At 37.5% G+C, this 16300-nt stretch carries 16 protein-coding genes; 3 read left to right on the top strand and 13 right to left on the bottom strand.

The features are described 5' to 3' along the window. Positions 1–978 carry a TRAP transporter substrate-binding protein DctP gene (gene dctP, locus ABMA78_RS08340; RefSeq protein WP_392858892.1) on the bottom strand — a complete coding sequence of 326 codons (978 nt, stop codon included), beginning with the start codon at positions 976–978 and terminating at the stop codon, positions 1–3. 11 nt (positions 979–989) lie between these two features. Then, positions 990–1925 (bottom strand): TRAP transporter TatT component family protein, encoded by a 936-nt coding sequence (locus ABMA78_RS08335; protein ID WP_392858890.1) that lies wholly within the window; start codon positions 1923–1925, stop codon positions 990–992. A gap of 383 nt (positions 1926–2308) precedes the next feature. Here ABMA78_RS08335 and ABMA78_RS08330 point away from each other — a divergent pair, with 383 nt between their 5' ends. After that, on the top strand, positions 2309–2500 hold the full coding sequence (locus tag ABMA78_RS08330) for a hypothetical protein (protein ID WP_021268392.1): 192 nt from the start codon (positions 2309–2311) through the stop codon (positions 2498–2500). Positions 2501–2527: 27 nt separating this feature from the next. On the opposite strand, the gene ABMA78_RS08325 is transcribed toward ABMA78_RS08330, so the two are convergent. The 4 genes from ABMA78_RS08325 to ABMA78_RS08310 are packed head-to-tail and all read right to left on the bottom strand — an operon-like array spanning position 2528 to position 5334. Then, positions 2528–3022, bottom strand: coding sequence for a hypothetical protein (locus ABMA78_RS08325; RefSeq protein ID WP_392858887.1), 495 nt, complete (start codon positions 3020–3022; stop codon positions 2528–2530). Next, entirely contained in the window at positions 3019–3306 is a 288-nt protein-coding gene (locus ABMA78_RS08320) for a DUF167 domain-containing protein (protein WP_392860229.1), read from the bottom strand. The genes ABMA78_RS08325 and ABMA78_RS08320 overlap by 4 nt, the downstream gene beginning before the upstream one ends. Positions 3307–3365: 59 nt before the next feature. Then, on the bottom strand, positions 3366–3920 hold the full coding sequence (locus ABMA78_RS08315) for a Maf family protein (RefSeq protein WP_392858884.1): 555 nt from the start codon (positions 3918–3920) through the stop codon (positions 3366–3368). Further along, positions 3898–5334: a hypothetical protein gene (locus ABMA78_RS08310; RefSeq protein WP_392858882.1), complete on the bottom strand. Its 1437-nt coding sequence runs from the start codon at positions 5332–5334 to the stop codon at positions 3898–3900. The genes ABMA78_RS08315 and ABMA78_RS08310 overlap by 23 nt, the downstream gene beginning before the upstream one ends. A gap of 164 nt (positions 5335–5498) precedes the next feature. Between ABMA78_RS08310 and ileS the strand changes: the two genes are divergently transcribed. Next, positions 5499–8630 (top strand): isoleucine--tRNA ligase, encoded by a 3132-nt coding sequence (gene ileS, locus ABMA78_RS08305; RefSeq protein WP_392858879.1) that lies wholly within the window; start codon positions 5499–5501, stop codon positions 8628–8630. A 38-nt stretch (positions 8631–8668) separates the two neighbouring features. On the opposite strand, the gene ABMA78_RS08300 is transcribed toward ileS, so the two are convergent. The 7 genes from ABMA78_RS08300 to rho all read right to left on the bottom strand — a co-directional run bounded on the left by ABMA78_RS08300 (position 8669) and on the right by rho (position 15616). Beyond that, a complete protein-coding gene (locus tag ABMA78_RS08300) occupies positions 8669–9691 on the bottom strand; it encodes a hypothetical protein (protein ID WP_392858877.1) in 1023 nt (340 codons plus the stop codon). A gap of 8 nt (positions 9692–9699) precedes the next feature. Next, positions 9700–10692, bottom strand: a complete 993-nt coding sequence (locus ABMA78_RS08295) for a hypothetical protein (RefSeq protein WP_392858874.1) — start codon at positions 10690–10692, stop codon at positions 9700–9702. A 100-nt stretch (positions 10693–10792) separates the two neighbouring features. Continuing rightward, on the bottom strand, positions 10793–11128 hold the full coding sequence (locus tag ABMA78_RS08290) for an HIT domain-containing protein (protein ID WP_392858872.1): 336 nt from the start codon (positions 11126–11128) through the stop codon (positions 10793–10795). An 11-nt stretch (positions 11129–11139) separates the two neighbouring features. After that, positions 11140–12390 carry a UDP-N-acetylglucosamine 1-carboxyvinyltransferase gene (gene murA / locus ABMA78_RS08285; RefSeq protein WP_392858870.1) on the bottom strand — a complete coding sequence of 417 codons (1251 nt, stop codon included), beginning with the start codon at positions 12388–12390 and terminating at the stop codon, positions 11140–11142. Further along, entirely contained in the window at positions 12383–13267 is an 885-nt protein-coding gene (locus tag ABMA78_RS08280; RefSeq protein WP_392858868.1) for a N5-glutamine methyltransferase family protein, read from the bottom strand. Before ABMA78_RS08280 ends, murA begins: the two co-directional genes overlap by 8 nt. 8 nt (positions 13268–13275) lie before the next feature. After that, complete coding sequence (gene prfA, locus ABMA78_RS08275) at positions 13276–14340, bottom strand: peptide chain release factor 1 (protein ID WP_392860228.1); 1065 nt, start codon at positions 14338–14340, stop codon at positions 13276–13278. 28 nt (positions 14341–14368) lie between these two features. Then, the gene (gene rho / locus ABMA78_RS08270) at positions 14369–15616 is read right to left on the bottom strand and encodes a transcription termination factor Rho (RefSeq protein ID WP_392858865.1); all 1248 of its coding nucleotides are present in this window, start codon (positions 15614–15616) and stop codon (positions 14369–14371) included. Positions 15617–15828: 212 nt separating this feature from the next. On the opposite strand from rho, the gene ruvX reads away from it, so the two are divergent. Next, on the top strand, positions 15829–16287 hold the full coding sequence (gene ruvX, locus ABMA78_RS08265) for a Holliday junction resolvase RuvX (protein ID WP_392858862.1): 459 nt from the start codon (positions 15829–15831) through the stop codon (positions 16285–16287). Positions 16288–16300: the final 13 nt, after the last annotated feature.

Raw genomic sequence — 16300 nt, 5'->3', positions numbered from 1 at the left:
TTACTTCTGAGCTTTTAAACTCTTTTCTAATCTCTTATAAGCTTCTTCAGAAAATAGTTTTCCCTTAAGCTTTTTAATTGTTGCTTCACGAACTTCGTAACCGCGTTTGATATCTGCATCGCTAAACTTAACAAATTCAACACCTGATGCCTTCATTAGATCAAGAGCATCTTGATTATCTTTTTCATTCGTTGCTTTAACAAGATCAATATACTTCTTAGAAATTGTAAGAACCTTCTTTTGATTTGCAGGTGAAATTTTTTTAAATACCTTATCATTTACCAAGAATGCCCCAACAGACATTGTTAATGGGAAATCAATTAAGTACTTAACTTTAGTGTTCCACTGCATTGAAAGAATTGCTAATGGCGGAGCATAAGCTGCTTCAATAATACCAGTTGAAAGTGATGAGAGAACATCTGGAAGAGGAAGTTGAACTGAAACAAGCTTCATTTCTTCTAGAATTGTTTCAACAAGAGGGTCCCCTTCCCATGACCAAATCTTTACACCTTTAAGGCTATCGATTGAAGAGATTTTTGTTTTTGAAACAAAGTAAACCATTCCAATATCAAAGAAGCCTAGGTTTACAAAATTACTTTCGTTAATTTTCTTATTTAAAAATGGTGTTAAATCATCAAGAGTTTTTAGGGCCTTTTTACGATCATGAAAAAAGTTGAATGGAATTTCAACAACGCGAACATCGCCGTTGATATCACCTAATGTCTTTGCAGTAAAAACACCGCCATGAAGCTGACCAACGCGAATCTTTCTTAAAACATCAGGCTCATCTCCTTGTGATCCACCAAAGTAGAACTTCACTTTTACTTCACCATTAGTTTCTTTCTTAATGGCCTTTGCCATCTTCTTTAAATTCTTCGCCCAATTCGTTCCTTCAGGAGTTAGAACACCAACCTTTAAAGTTAGGGCCATAACATTAGTCGTTAGTAATAGAATTAGTAATGCTTTCAATTTTGACATGTTTTTTCCAATTAGAAGATCTCGTCTTCTAAGCCTTCAATTATTTTTAATCTCTTACGTGCAATTAAATTAAATAGGTTATTGTAATCAACTTTTGGTGTTTCGATCTTTCCCCCACTCCAATAAGTTGGCTCCATATTCTCTCTGTTAAATTTATTCATTTCTAACTTTTGAGCACGGTAAGTATTTTCTTCAAACATTGGTACTGCATAGAATTGAATATATGAGAGTCTAACGAGCATATTATTTGGCCACTTTTGGATAGCCTCTTCAAATAGGCGCTTACCTTTAATTGGATCACCTCCTAGACCACGTGGTCTGGAAGCGGCATAAGAAGCATTGAAGATATCACAAGCACCTTGGGCAAGATTAGCATTCTTCCCACATGACCAATCATACATAACTTTTGCAAGAGGTAGGTAAGCAACGGCACGCATGTTATCTCTTTGAAGATTAATGATTGCGGCAAGTGTTTGTCCTGTGTAGAAAACACCTTCAATATCTGTGGCATCATCACTGAAGTTATCATTTAATAATTTTTGAAATTCTTCAGGTGATGAAATATAGCGAGTGAAATCAAAATCTTTGAATCCCTTCACTTCAAAAAAGAGAGCTGAGTAATTTAGGGCACGAGTGTAATTTGCTAAGGCATTAGTGCGAAACTTTGAATTTGATAACTCTTGTAGTTGATCTTTAAGATAGTAAGTTTCATCAATAGCAAATGCCTTACCACTATAAGCTTTAATTAAAGTAACAATGAATTCAGGATTTTCGCGATCAGCGGCGTAGAGGTTTTCAACTAATTTGATATTGCTATCGATTGTCGATTCAAATAAGTCCCAATTGTCTTCAGTGAAAACGGCCTCAGATGTTTCAAAAATCATATCCCCCATCTGATTCGTGGCAACTTTCTTGATACTTGAGCAAGAAACTAGATTTATGAACAATATCACCACTGCCAATATTTTTTTGCGATTCACGGCCCATCCTTATAATTAATATAGTAGTAATTTGCCTTATCTATTTAGTAATTACAAGTGGTTAATGCATTTTCATTGACGCCCAAATCCCTTAGTGATAGCTGTGTTGCACCATTTCTAACCTCGTGATATAATTGGAAAATATTTGGAAAGGCTTAATTTCTAACGAGATTGCGCCGAGTAGATATTTAAGTTATTAAACTTTGTCACGGAGTGACCATTGAGAGTAGTTTTTCTACGAGTAGATGAACTACTTACCTAATCGGATTTGAGTTCTGGAGTCTCTTGAATCTTATTACGATTAAGGTAAGTGATTTTTTAACCTTTAATCGTTTAATAAGGAGATGGAGATGTCATCACAAGAAACATCTAACGAAAAATTATCGTCTAACACTAACAACAGCGTAATTGGACAGATTAAGCAGCAGACTCTTCGTAAGTCAGCTTCACTTAAGCCAAGAAAATCACTTTTAAAAGTGAGAAGCTTAAGACCAACTCGCGCAGTTCTTGGTAGAACAGCAACTCAAGAAGACGCGGAATAAGAAATAAGCTTACAGCTTTCTTCTTATTTATCTTCTCTTGCGGTTTCGCTTAGGCGAAATTAGCTGCTTGTCGTACGTAGCTTTTAAGCTACGTAGCGTTTCCTCGCGTATTTCTTCTAATTTCTTTAGCCTTTCATCATGTAAATGGTTGAGGTAATTCTTTTTGGCAACAAATAAGTTATTGATATAGGTAACCTGGAAAGCTCTTAGCTCTCGGTAACATAGGTCTTTTTCTATCTTTGTTAACTTATGCTGGCTGGACTCAATATCTTTATGATCTAAAACAAATGTCGAGTAATCCCCAGAACAAACGCCTTTTTTAAGATCAATATACTTATCAATTTCCTTTCTGATGACCTGAGTTTTTGTCACGTAATCCTTTGGTGGGATATTCTTCACCTCTTCGATTTTCGCATACATGACCTTACTCATCTCTTTTTCAGATTGAGTCTCACCTTTTTCTGCTTGAGCATAAACAGTCAGAGTCGGTATGAATAAAAGAGTCATTAAAACTGATTTCAATTTAGGGCCTTCTTTATCTTAGCTAAGTAATATTCAGTATCTTTATTATGCGCAAAGACGAAGCTTATGGCCATTTTTTTAAACTTCGACTGGAGTCCATGAGTAAGTTGAACCTGAATTTTTGCTACGCCAAATTTCTTTGCAACAAGCTTTTCAATACCGGCGTTGGCCTTACCATCCTCAGGCGGAGCTTGAGTGCTAACAATAAGTTGTCCCGTTTCGGCAACACTCACCTTTTCAACCTTTGCCCCAGGCTTTGCCCAGACTTCGACCTCAAGTACCAGCTCATCGGCATGACTTGAGACCGTAGTAAAATTTAGTTTTTTAGAATGGAGAAAGTCACCTATTGGAATAATTGTCTCCAGTTCTTGCTATCGAGTCCCATCTCATTAAGAAAGGTTTTCATTTCCGCAATAAAGTCAGCAAGCGGGAAACCAACAACATTTGAATATGAGCCACTCATATGCTCGACAAAAAGAAGGCCCTGTCCTTGAATCCCGTATGATCCGGCCTTATCAAGCGCCTCATCACTTTCAAGATAAAGATCTAAAATCTCAGGTGAGATATCTGTGAATTTAACTTTTGAGCATCTTGAAAAAGTATATTCTTTATCACCACATGCCATATAAACAGCAGTGAAAACATCATGCTCTTTCCCAGACAATTCTAATAACATCTGCCTTGCATGCTCACGATCATTTGGCTTTCCTAGAACCTTATCTCCAATGGCGACAAGAGTATCAGAAGCGACAACAAAGACCTGATTATCTTTTGGAAATTCTTGTGAAAAGATGTCTCGCCCTTTTAGCTCGGCCAACTCTTCGACAATATCTTTAGGATGTTCTTTCGTTGTTATTTCTTCAACATCTGATGGTTTAATTTGAATCGGAACTTTCATCCAAGATAGTAGTTCCTTGCGACGTGGACTTCCTGAGGCCAGGATAAATTTCAGTGTAGATACCATTTAACTTCTTCCATAGTTCTTGTTTTTCAGAATTGAGCTTTGGAAAATAACTTTTCGCATTCTCCATCGCACCAACTTTATAGTAACTTTCTTGTGCCTTCGTGTAAAAATCTTTTCGTAACACCTCTTTATCGCGGCGATTAGCACGACTGAGGACAGATTTACGGAAGCGATCAGCAATAGCAAGATTAGTCGTTTCAACTTCTCTGACATTAGTCCATAAGAAATCAAGACGCTTCTTGAGCTCTTCTTTGCTCCACAGCCTTAGACCAAAGTTTCTTGCAAGCTGAACTTCATTGCCAGTAGCAAAGAGCGGCTTCCCATAGCGTTCTAAAAATATTTCCCTCGTGTAGTAGATACCGTAGATACGTTTGGTAAATAATTCATTTTGGCTTAAAACTTCAGTGTCTTTAGTGACAAACATATTGCGATTAATGAATGAGAACTTATACCAGCTTCCATATTCTAGGTCTTCAAAACTATCATTTTCATAACCGCGTAGGTTTATTTTGGGAGTCGTTGCCAATTCATTTTTATAACCAAGTTGTTCCTCATCTCTAAACTTTAAGTAACTGTCATCCCCTATCGAAACATATGTTTCAAAAGATGGGGCATAGGCTTCAAAAGAATAAAGTGGAGACTGAATAAAGAAGCGACTCTTTCTCATAACACTCTTATTATTCTTTTCAATCGCCTCATTAATGAAGCGTGTACGAGATTTATAACGTAGCCCATCTTGAAAAAGATATTCATTTAAAGAGACCTCTTTATCAAAAACAACAGGGTTCGTTTTATTAATTGGCAACGGAAAGAAAACTGCATCAGTGTCTCTTTGTTCAAGATCTGCAAGCTTTTCTTTTGAGCGTGAAATTAAAAGAATATTTCCGACGTTCATTCGAATATTGAAGAAGACCTCGTCTCTTAGAATATTCATTTCTTTTAGTGAAATTGAACTTTCAGGGGCCATGCGAATAAGCGTCCCATCAAAGAGCATAAGCCAAAGATAGCTATCAACTCCTGTTTCGATATCATCATTTTCTTTTATAAGAGAACGGTATCCAACTTGATTATTCCCAAGAGCTCGAAAAAGAGTACACTCACCCACGCATTTTATGACACGTCCTATTTCTTCATCAATGCCCGAGATCTTCTCAAGGTCACGCCATAAAGGGTAACTTTCCTTAAAGCGTAATTCTTCTTTCCACTCATCAAAGTCTAACCATTTCTTGGCCTTAATTTGATCCCACCTAATTAGGGACTTTCTATCATCCTTGAACTTAGTTTCAAGATCTGACGGGCCAGCAAAGGTTGAAAGTGTAATGGTTAAAATCAATAAAATACGTAGCATCATGAAGTTTATCGACAATTTCGGCCACTGGCCCTAAATCTGTAAGAAATTGAGACTTTTTCGGCACTTTATGCCCTATCCAAACTGTCAAAATCATAGGTTTCGTGTTAAATTTTGGGCCAAATATTAATTTACACAAAACTATAACAGACAAGGTTGATACGATGAGTCAGGATAACGGACAATTTTCTTTTGTTAACACAGAACATGAAGTCTTAAAATTTTGGGAAGAGAATGAAATTTTCCAAAAATCACTAGAGCAAACAAAAGAGAAAGAGCCTTATATTTTCTATGATGGCCCTCCATTTGCGACAGGTCTTCCTCACCACGGTCACCTACTTGCTGGAACTCTAAAGGATATCGTTCCAAGATATTGGACAATGAAAGGTCGCTACGTTCAAAGAAGATTTGGATGGGATACGCACGGACTTCCAATTGAGCAAGAAATTAATAAGAAATTACAAATGACGGCACACGAAGCACTCGAAAAACTTGGTGTTGCTGGATACAACCAAGAGTGTCGCTCAATTGTTGATCGCTACACAACTGAATGGCGTAAAACTGTAACTCGTCTTGGACGTTGGGTAGATTTCGACAATGACTATAAGACAATGGACCCTACTTTCATGGAATCATGTTGGTGGGTATTCAAATCTCTTTGGGATAAGAATATGGTCTACAAGGGAACAAAGGTTGTTCCTTACTCAACTGGTCTTGGTACAGGACTTTCAAACTTTGAAGCAGGTCTTGATTACCGTGATGTTCAGGACCCAGCAGTTACTGTTCTTTTCAAATTAGATGACCCAGAAAAAGCAGGTGCCGATTACGTCGCAGCTTGGACAACAACTCCATGGACGCTTCCATCTAACCTTGCACTTTGTGTTGGGCCAGATGTTGATTACGTTCGTGTAAAAGATAACGACCGTGGTGTTACAATTATCTTCGCTGAAGCAAGAGTTGAAGCATTCGCTAAGAAGCGTAACCTTGAAGTTATTGGTGAGTCTTTCAAAGGGACTGAACTTCTAGGTCTTAGATATGAGCCACTATTTGATTTCTTTGCAAATCTAAAAGAAGAAGGTGCGTTTACAATCTTTAATGACGAATACGTAACAACTGATAGTGGTACAGGTATTGTTCACCAAGCACCAGCATTTGGTGAAGACGATAATAGAATCTGTAAAGAAGCTGGCATGATGGCAGAAGTTTGCCCAATCGATGATGCTGGTCAATTCACAAAAGAAGTTCCAGCATACGCAGGTCTTTACGTAAAAGATGCTGATAAAGAAATTATCAAAGAGTTAAAAGATAATACAAAGTTATACGATCATGGAAACCTCGTTCACAGCTACCCATTCTGCTACCGTTCAGGGACTCCACTAATCTACCGTACAATCCCTCAGTGGTATGTAAAAGTAGAAGAGATCGTCGACAAGCTTGTTGCTAATAACAAAGAAATTCACTGGGTACCAGGACACATCAAAGCTGGCCGTTTTGGTAAGTGGCTAGAGAATGCTCGCGACTGGGCCGTATCTCGTACACGTGTTTGGGGAACTCCACTTCCAGTTTGGATTAATGACGAAACAGGAAGCATGAAGTGTATTGGTTCAATCGAAGAACTAAAAGAGCTTTCAGGTGTTGAACTTTCAGATCTTCACCGTGAATTCACTGATGAAGTGACATTTACAATCGAAGGCGAAGAAGGAACTTACAAGCGTATTCCAGATGTATTTGACTGTTGGTTTGAGTCTGGTTCAATGCCATACGCCCAACTTCACTACCCATTTGAAAATAAAGAAATCTTTGAAAACGGATTCCCAGCAGAGTTCATTGCTGAAGGTCTCGACCAAACACGTGGTTGGTTCTACACACTGACAATCCTTTCAACGGCACTATTTGATAAGCCAGCTTTCAAGAATGTTATCGTTAACGGTTTAGTTCTTGCTGAAGATGGAAAGAAAATGAGTAAGTCTCTAAGAAACTTCACAGCTCCAGATGAGCTAATGGAAGAGTTCGGATCAGATGCTCTAAGACTATACCTTATCAACTCAGGACTTGTGAAAGGTGAAGAGCAGCGCTTTACTGATGCTGGTGTAAAGGACATGGTTCGTCGTGCCCTACTTCCTTGGCTAAACTCTTTCAAATTCTTCCAAACTTATGCATCAATTGATGGATGGAATTTTAATGAGCATGCTGAAAGCGGTGATAATATCACTGACAATTGGGTTATCTCAAAACTACAAACTCTTAAAGAAAATATTGAATCAGAAATGGCACAGTACCAACTTTACAACGTTGTACCTGCCCTATTCCACTTCATTGAAGACTTAACGAATTGGTATATCCGTCTGAACCGTTCACGTTTCTGGGGAGAAGGCCTAACAAGTGATAAGAATCAAGCATACACTGCTCTTTTTACAACTCTTAAAGAAGTAACGATTGCCATGGCACCATTTGCGCCATTCCTATCGGAACATATCTTTAGCGAGCTTAAGAAGTTTGATTCAAGTGAAAAAACTCTTTCTGTTCACCTTTGTGACTACCCTGTTGCTAACACTGAACTTAAGAATGTTGTTCTTGAAGATGCCGTTGATAGAATGCAACAGATTATCCTACTTGGACGTCAAAAGCGTAACCAGGTACAAATTAAGGTTAAGACTCCACTTGCTCGTCTAAGTGTCATTCACAAAGACCAAGCTTTACTTGATGAAATCAAGAAGCTTGAAAGCTATATCCAATCAGAGCTTAACGTTAAGTCTGTTGAGTACACAACTGATGAAGACCACTACATCAAGCTCTATGCGAAACCAAACTCTCCAGTTCTTGGTAAACGTCTAGGAAAAGAATTTGGTAAGTTCATGGGACTAATTTCAAAACTTGGTGCTGCTGAACTAAATGAATTAGAAGAAAAAGGAAGCTTAGAGCTTGCAGGTGAAACTTTTGCGCCAGAAGATATTCTAATCTTTAGAGAAGCAAAGGAAGGAACTCAGGCCCTTTCAAACCGTTATATTTCAATTGATATCGACACAAACCTTTCAGAGGAATTAATCCTTGAAGGTCTTGCACGTGAGGTTGTTAATAGAATCCAAAGAACAAGAAAGGATTCTGGATTTAATGTTGAAGATAGAATTGAAGTTAACTTTGCTGCTACTGATCTTCTTGCAAAAGCAATTGAAACTCACACTGACTACATCACAAAAGAAACTCTTGCTAACTCTCTAACTGTTAGCACAGATACTCTTGAGCATGAGTTCAAAGTTGATGATGAGAATCTAAAAATGACGATTGTAAAAGCTTAATAAGCACATAAAAAAAGCCTCCACTATGGAGGCTTTTTTTATTCTTTAATTAACATATATCCAATCGGTTGTGGATTTAGATCAAAACATTCATTTCGTTTATAATCTTCTTTTGCATCTAAAATAGTACCTTGAACTTCAATACTTCCCGAAGCAGCTTTCATCACAATCTCATCTGCTACGACAAACCATTTCCCAGTTCTAACTTCTCGATCTGTATATTTCAAGATTCCAGTTATTAAACACTGTTTCTTCTTTTTAATAAAAAGTGTCCCAGACTCTTCATCTATTTCATATACTTCAGAAAATTCTTTCACTTCTTTAGAGAAATGATTAAATAACTTCACCTCATATTTTGATAAAACTGAAATACTTACTAATTCTTGCCCTTTCTTAGGTTTAGAGATCACTCCATTTTTCATTACGCGTGTGACTAACCTTGTTTCTTCAGCTTCATAAAACTCAGCTTTTTGAACAAGAGCACCAGTATAGATTTTTTCCATCCTCAAGTTTTCACATCCGTCAGGTTGAACTAAGTTTTGAAACTCTTCAAAATTCACTTTTCCTGTTACACACTTTAAAGATTTTCCTAAATCATATTTAATATTTTCCCCATTAGTAAGAATTAGGGACTTTGTCTGCAGATAGACTTCATGTGAAAGAAAGTTTCCTTCTTCAAGTTCAAAAAACGTAAGTTTTCCTTCGTTTTGATTATAAACAGCTTCATTTGATAAAACCTTCCCATATTTTGAAATCAATATGAAACGGCCTTCAATAACATCTTCACCTAGATTTATTTTAAGATTTACGAAGTTCTCTACTCCATCTTCATAAATGTTTTGATTGTTAGAATAATCAAAATTAAATAGAAATATTTTTTGGTTTGTAATACCGATCTTATTACACTCACTATCGCTAAATAGAGAACTCTCTAACTTATTACATTCAAGTAGAAATGATTTGCTTGAGATCATTGCTTGATTAGCACTTTCTTTACTTTTGTCACTACCTGAGCCACAAGAAACTAATACAAATAACATAACTAAACTTAATACTTTCATAACTCTCCCTATTCCTTAACTACTACAAATCCAGTTAAGACAGGCTCAACAGGATAACACTTTTTTTGACGACTTATTTTATAGCTAGATTTATCTTTTATGATATTAAGACCTTCATAATAACTAATGTTCAAACGATGTAAGCTCTTGTCGATATTAACTTTAAAAACTTCCATCACTCCTACAGTTACACAGTAACTTGAATCATTTAAAAAGTAGTGAAGGCCATATTGGTCAATACTTTCAAGATAAAATAAACTTGGATCGACTTCACTTTTTTCAAAATCACTTACTGATACATATTTAAAATTTACGAGATCTCGATTTGGTAATTTTATTGGACTATTTACTGTAGTAAGCGCTAAAAGTCTTCCATTGATCGAAACAGTCTCCACTTTTGGAATAATAACCTTGGCTTTTACAAGAGGAATGAATTTTAAATTTTCACACTGACCTTTAAGATCTGCAAGATTCACATCATTAATATTAAAAATACCTGTATTACAATTTAGATCTTCCTCTGGTGATACGACTTTCGGATGATCTCCCGTAAAATAATTATTAAGCTTTAAGTAAATTTCATGGGCCGCAAAATCTCCACGATTTAACTCTTGAAACTTAAGAGGACGACTTCCGTCATATAAAGTATCTTCACTTAGTCTTTTTCCATATTTAGATACAAGGTAGAATCTTGCATGAATCATTTCTTTAATTGAAATTTCAAGTTCTACTTCGCCAAGCTCTGGATACTTCTTCATATCGATAGCTTGCTCGTCCATATCAATAGAGAAAAGAAATTGTTTATCTTCATTGATAAAAGACATAGGGCACGTAATTTCCATGTCTGTAATATTCGTTTTTATTGATTCACATTGAATTTGTGTTGCAGTTAGTGACTGGCCTTTAAAGCTCGGATTAAGATTTTGACCAAAAAATGCTCTTTCATTTGGTTTCCCACAGGAAAGAAGTAGGATCATGGGAATCAGAAAAATTGAACGCATAAAAAATCTCCTTAGAATTAATTTTTGCCGTTATAGCGAAAATCAATCCTAAGGAGACTATATTTCTAGTTTGAAATAGATCTTTTTAATTTTGGGATACCTAAGCGCCAAATCCCTTAAGCTGCTCACCTCCAACTAGGTGAAAATGCGTATGAAAAACACTCTGACAGCCATGCTGGTTAACATTTGAAACGACACGAAAACCATTTTGTTCGAGATCATTCGACTGCGTGAATTCCTTGATGGCATCAAAGACTTGGGCCATATCATCGCGATTCATCTCATTGATATTCTTTGAATGATTGCGGTGAATAAATAAGTAGTGCTCTTTTGCTAACGGTTGAATATCTTGAAATGCATAGACATTCTCGTTTTCAAATACCTTTGTCGAAGGAATCTCACCATTTAGAATTTTGCAAAATAAACAATCACTCATTACGCTTCTCCCTATTCGTTTACGAGTTCAACACTTGCACCAAGCTTCTTAAGCTTCTCTGGTAGATCTTCATAACCACGCTGAAGATGGTAGACACGATCAATTTTCGTTTCACCGTATGCACAAAGGGCCGCAAGAACGAGGGCCGCTGATGCACGAAGATCAGTACACATAACAGGAGCTGCCGTTAGAGGCTTTCCACCTTCAATAAAGACAGAGCTACCAAGTTGCTCAATACTTGCACCAAGACGAGTAAGCTCTGGCACATGCATGAAACGATTTTCAAAAATATTTTCTGTTACTAGTGAGTTCCCTTCAACAACTGTTAAAAGTGCAACCATTTGCGCTTGAACATCAGTTGGAAAACCAGGGAATGGCTCAGTAATAACTTTTGAACCTTTTAGTGAAGACGGGTATGTTTTAACAAAATCATCACCGATCTCAAGCTTTGCTCCCATGCCTTGAAGGTTTTCAAGAACATTGAAGAGATGCTTTGGGTTGAAGTTTTTTACCGTAACCTCAGACTTCGTCATAAGGCCTCCGATAATATAAGTAGCGGCCTCAATACGGTCACCAATTGCTTGGTATGTTCCGCCGTTAAGCTCCTTAACTCCGTCGACAACAATACGAGATGTTCCAATTCCTGAAACCTTCGCTCCTAATGCGTTTAGGAAGTTTGCAAGATCATCAATCTCTGGCTCCATTGCCGCATTCTCAATAATTGTCTGACCATCAGCAAAGACTCCGGCCATGATTAGGTTCTCAGTTGCACCAACTGAAGGGAACTTTAGTTTTACATGAGCGCCCTTAAGGTGATCCGTTTCTGCATAAACATAACCACTTTTCATTTCAATCTTAACATTCATCTTCTCAAGATTATCGAGGTGAATATCGATTGGACGAGTCCCAATGGCACAACCACCAGGAAGTGAAACCTTTGCTTTTCCAAGGCGCGAAAGAAGTGGCCCAAGAACAAAGATCGATGCACGCATTGTTTTTACAAGTTCATAAGTTGCTTCATGAGAGCTAAGAGCTGAAGCGTCGAAAGTAATATCCTTACCATTGCGATCACATTGCACACCCATCATCTCAAGAAGTTTAAGCATTGTATTAATGTCACGAAGCTTTGGTAGGCTCGTTAATGTAACTTTCTTATCTGTTAAAAGGATTGCCGCTAAGATTGGCAGACAGGCATTCTTGGCCGGAGATATTTCAACTTCACCAGAAAGACGTGCTGGTCCTTTAACTATAATTTTATCCATTTTTAATTCCTTTTAGAAAACGGTAGCGATCTGTATAGTCCTTAATCAGTTCAAGATTAGAGAATTGATATTCACCTAAAATATCTTTTAAGTGTTCTAAATGCAATTCACTACCTTCCATTATGAACAGGCCACCGGCATTCAACTTCTCCTCCACTTGTTGGAAGAAATTTCTAAACCAATTATCGTAATCTTCATCTTTTAAGTAAAGAGCAAGATGGGGCTCAAAACGATGAACCTGTCCATGCACTTCACTTAAATCAGCGTCCTCCTTAATATATGGAGGGTTACTAATTATGATGTCGAATTTTTCATTGAGATTTGTTAATAAATCAGATTCTTCAAAGACGATTTTTACAGTCTTTGGATAGCGATATCGGTGAAAGAATTTATTGGCACGAGCAACATCTAGGGCCTTTGGACTAATATCACTGGCCACAATTCTCGCTTCAATTTCTCCAATTTCTCCCGCTAAACTTAGAGCAATGGCACCACTTCCTGTTCCGATATCAGCAATAGAGATATCATTGAGCTTATTCTTTTTAATATACTCCGAGGTCCACTCCACCATGATTTCAGTTTCACTTCGAGGGATTAGAACATTTTCATTTATATAAAAAGATGAGCGGTAAAAGAAAGCGCGATTGCTAATATATTCGAGGGGGATTCCCTGTCTGACTTTTTTTAAGAATTCTTCGATGACACCTTTATTTTCAGAAATATAAATGTCATCGAATTGAGACTCGAGGATGCGACAGAAGTCTTTCAGCTCGGCCTTTAAACGAGAAAGAGTAATTCCAGGGTAGTTTGCCTCTAAGAATTTTTTATTCTCATTAAAGAACGAGCCGATGTAGTCCCCAAGTGTAGTAAAGCTCATGCTACTACTTATTCCTCTTGGCCTTTAAGCAACTCTGCTTGGTTGTGAGCAATTAGAGCATCAAGAACCGGTGCCATATCTCCCTCAATAATTTTATCAAGAGAGTAAAGAGTTAGACCAATACGGTGGTCAGTTAAACGTCCCTGAGGATAGTTATAAGTTCTAATACGCTCAGAACGATCACCTGTACCGATTAGGCCTTTTCTTTCAGCTGCTTCTTCAGCATTCTTTTCTTGAAGCATTTTATCGAAGATACGTGCTGCAAGAATCTTTTTGGCCTTCTCTTTATTTTTAAGCTGTGACTTTTGGTCTTGGTTATAAACTGCAATTCCTGTTGGAATGTGAGTCATACGAACCGCAGAGTCAGTCGTGTTAACGTGCTGTCCACCTGAACCAGAGGCACGCATAACCTCAACACGAACATCATTCATATCAAGTTCCCACTCAAGATCTTCAGTTTCAGGCATTACTGCCACTGTAATCGTTGATGTGTGGACACGCCCTTGAGATTCTGTTTTTGGAACACGTTGAACTCTGTGTACACCAGATTCATATTTCATCTTTGAGTAAACTTTCTCACCAGAGATTGAGAAGACAACTTCTTTAATCCCTTCATCATTTTCAGAAAGAGAATCGATTTCTACTTTCCAACCAACTGAGCGAGCGTAGTTTTGGTACATTCTTAGAACATCACCAGAGAAGATCGAGGCCTCATCCCCACCAGCACCGGCACGGATTTCAACCATAACGTTCTTATCATCTAATGGATCTTTTGGCAGAAGAAGGATCTTAAGCTCATCTTCAAGCTCAGGAATTAATGGCTCATTCTCATCGAGAACTTCTTTTGCCATCTCCTTCATATCAGGATCATTTTCCTTAAGCATCTCTTTTGCTTCGGCAATATCCTCTTTGATTTGCTTATATTTTTTGTAAGCAATAACAACTTCTTCAAGATTTGCACGTTCTGCTGAAATCTTTTTGAACTCCTCTTGCCTATCATATAATGTTGGGTCTGCCATTTTTTCAGTCAGCACCTCAAAGCGCTGTACTACTGAATCAAGCTTATCAAACATGCTCATTTAAAATCCTTTTAGCTTTTTCTTAGCTATTCATTGAGTCCATGAATTCTGCATTAGTCTTAGTCTTCGTAATTCTTTGAAGCATAAATTCCATTGCATCAATTGTACTCATTGGGTGAAGAACCTTTCTAAGAACGTAAGTTCTTTGTAGATCTAGTTGATCCATAAGTAGGTCTTCCTTACGAGTTGAAGATTTATTGATATCAAGAGCTGGGAAGATTCTCTTCTCAAGAAGCTTTCTATCAAGTTGAATTTCAGAGTTACCAGTACCTTTGAATTCTTCAAAGATAACTTCATCCATTCTTGAACCTGTATCAACAAGTGCAGTAGCGATGATTGTTAGTGAACCACCATTTTCAATATTTCTAGCAGCACCGAAGAATCTCTTTGGTCTGTGTAGTGCATTTGAGTCAACCCCACCAGAAAGGATCTTTCCAGATGGTGGAACAACAGTGTTATATGCACGAGCAAGACGAGTGATTGAGTCAAGAAGGATGATAACATCTTTCCCTGCTTCAGTTAGACGTTTTGCTTTTTCAAGAACCATCTCTGCTACTTGAACGTGACGGTTTGCTGGCTCATCAAATGTTGATGAAACAACTTCCGCATTAACATTTCTCTTCATATCAGTTACTTCTTCCGGTCTTTCATCAATTAGAAGAACGATAAGAACTGAGTCTGGGTGATTTTCAGTAATTGCGTTAGCAACTTCTTGTAATAAATGCGTCTTACCAGCTTTTGGAGGTGCAACGATTAGACAACGTTGACCAAACCCTTGTGGTACGAACATATCGATCATACGAGTTGAGTAATTGCTTGGATTAAACTCAAGATTGATCTTCTTTTGTGGGTATAGTGGAGTTAAGTTATCGAAAAGAACTGTCTTCTTGTGAGCAGCAGGCTCTTGATCGTTGATTGTGCTTACTTTTAAAAGAGCAAAGTATCTTTCGTTATCTTTTGGTGGACGAATCTGTCCTTCTACAGAGTCACCTTTCTTAAGGGCGAACTTTCTAATTTGACTTGGTGATACGTAAATATCATCGGCACCAGGAAGGTAGTTATATCCAGGAGATCTTAAGAAACCGAAACCATCTGGTAAGATTTCAAGAACACCATTTCCAAAAATGTCCTGTTTCTCTTTTGCGTGTGCTTTTAGAATAGCAAAGATTAGTTCGTGTTTTTTCATCCCCGCAGAGTTTTCAATTTTTGCCTTTTCAGCAATCTTGTTTAACTCTTTGATTTCCATCTCTCTCAATTCACTTAAATGCATAAAATGTACTACTCCTGAAATATCTGAATATATAAAATTGGATTTATTTAGAATTTGCCTCTATTAATGATCCATTAATGGCATGGATTTATAAGATTAAATTGGTTGGTATTGATTTAAATAGATAAACTCATCATAAACCCTCCCCCTTTCCTAGTCAAGCTGACTTTAGAGATTGACTTGCGGCGCCAAAATGGGCATAACTACCTAATATGAATGAGTTTTCTAGCTATCCTAAATTTGAAGAGTTTCGCGGTCTTAATATCCTCTCCATCGACTTTGGTGAGAAGGTCATAGGCCTTGGCTTCTACTGCCCTGGGCGTGAGCCGTTTCCAATTGGTGCCGGTCGAATTATCAATAAAGGAATCGCACACTTTTACAGTGAGCTCGAACAAGTTATTGAGGACCAAGTTGTGGAAGTTATCGTCATGGGTATCCCATACTACGTCGATGGTAACGAAAGTGAGAAGACTAAAGAGCACAAGGCCATCTTCAACGCATTAGTTGAGAAATTTCCTAGTGTAAAATTCTACCAACAAGATGAAACCTTAACGACAAAGTCGGCCAAGGAGCGAATGCTAAACTCTCCGGAGTACAATTTTCAATTTGATCCAACAAAAATTGATGAGCTTAGCGCGGTGATCATCCTAGAAGATTTCATAAGAAGTTAATTTCACAAAATCT

The sequence above is a fragment of the Halobacteriovorax sp. RZ-2 genome (assembly GCF_043196685.1).
Classification (GTDB): domain Bacteria; phylum Bdellovibrionota; class Bacteriovoracia; order Bacteriovoracales; family Bacteriovoracaceae; genus Halobacteriovorax_A.
The sequence above is the reverse complement of the archived record's forward strand: the minus strand, read 5'-3'. Positions and strand labels throughout refer to the sequence as shown.

Excerpts from the sequence above, each read along its gene's own strand:
- dctP (WP_392858892.1), bottom strand. The coding sequence starts at position 978 with ATGTCAAAATTGAAAGCATTACTAATTCTATTACTAACGACTAATGTT.
- ABMA78_RS08330 (WP_021268392.1), top strand. The coding sequence starts at position 2,309 with ATGTCATCACAAGAAACATCTAACGAAAAATTATCGTCTAACACTAAC.
- ABMA78_RS08315 (WP_392858884.1), bottom strand. The coding sequence starts at position 3,920 with ATGAAAGTTCCGATTCAAATTAAACCATCAGATGTTGAAGAAATAACA.
- ABMA78_RS08310 (WP_392858882.1), bottom strand. The coding sequence starts at position 5,334 with ATGCTACGTATTTTATTGATTTTAACCATTACACTTTCAACCTTTGCT.
- ileS (WP_392858879.1), top strand. The coding sequence starts at position 5,499 with ATGAGTCAGGATAACGGACAATTTTCTTTTGTTAACACAGAACATGAA.
- ABMA78_RS08300 (WP_392858877.1), bottom strand. The coding sequence starts at position 9,691 with ATGAAAGTATTAAGTTTAGTTATGTTATTTGTATTAGTTTCTTGTGGC.
- ABMA78_RS08295 (WP_392858874.1), bottom strand. The coding sequence starts at position 10,692 with ATGCGTTCAATTTTTCTGATTCCCATGATCCTACTTCTTTCCTGTGGG.
- ABMA78_RS08290 (WP_392858872.1), bottom strand. The coding sequence starts at position 11,128 with ATGAGTGATTGTTTATTTTGCAAAATTCTAAATGGTGAGATTCCTTCG.
- murA (WP_392858870.1), bottom strand. The coding sequence starts at position 12,390 with ATGGATAAAATTATAGTTAAAGGACCAGCACGTCTTTCTGGTGAAGTT.
- ABMA78_RS08280 (WP_392858868.1), bottom strand. The coding sequence starts at position 13,267 with ATGAGCTTTACTACACTTGGGGACTACATCGGCTCGTTCTTTAATGAG.
- prfA (WP_392860228.1), bottom strand. The coding sequence starts at position 14,340 with ATGTTTGATAAGCTTGATTCAGTAGTACAGCGCTTTGAGGTGCTGACT.
- rho (WP_392858865.1), bottom strand. The coding sequence starts at position 15,616 with ATGCATTTAAGTGAATTGAGAGAGATGGAAATCAAAGAGTTAAACAAG.
- ruvX (WP_392858862.1), top strand. The coding sequence starts at position 15,829 with ATGAATGAGTTTTCTAGCTATCCTAAATTTGAAGAGTTTCGCGGTCTT.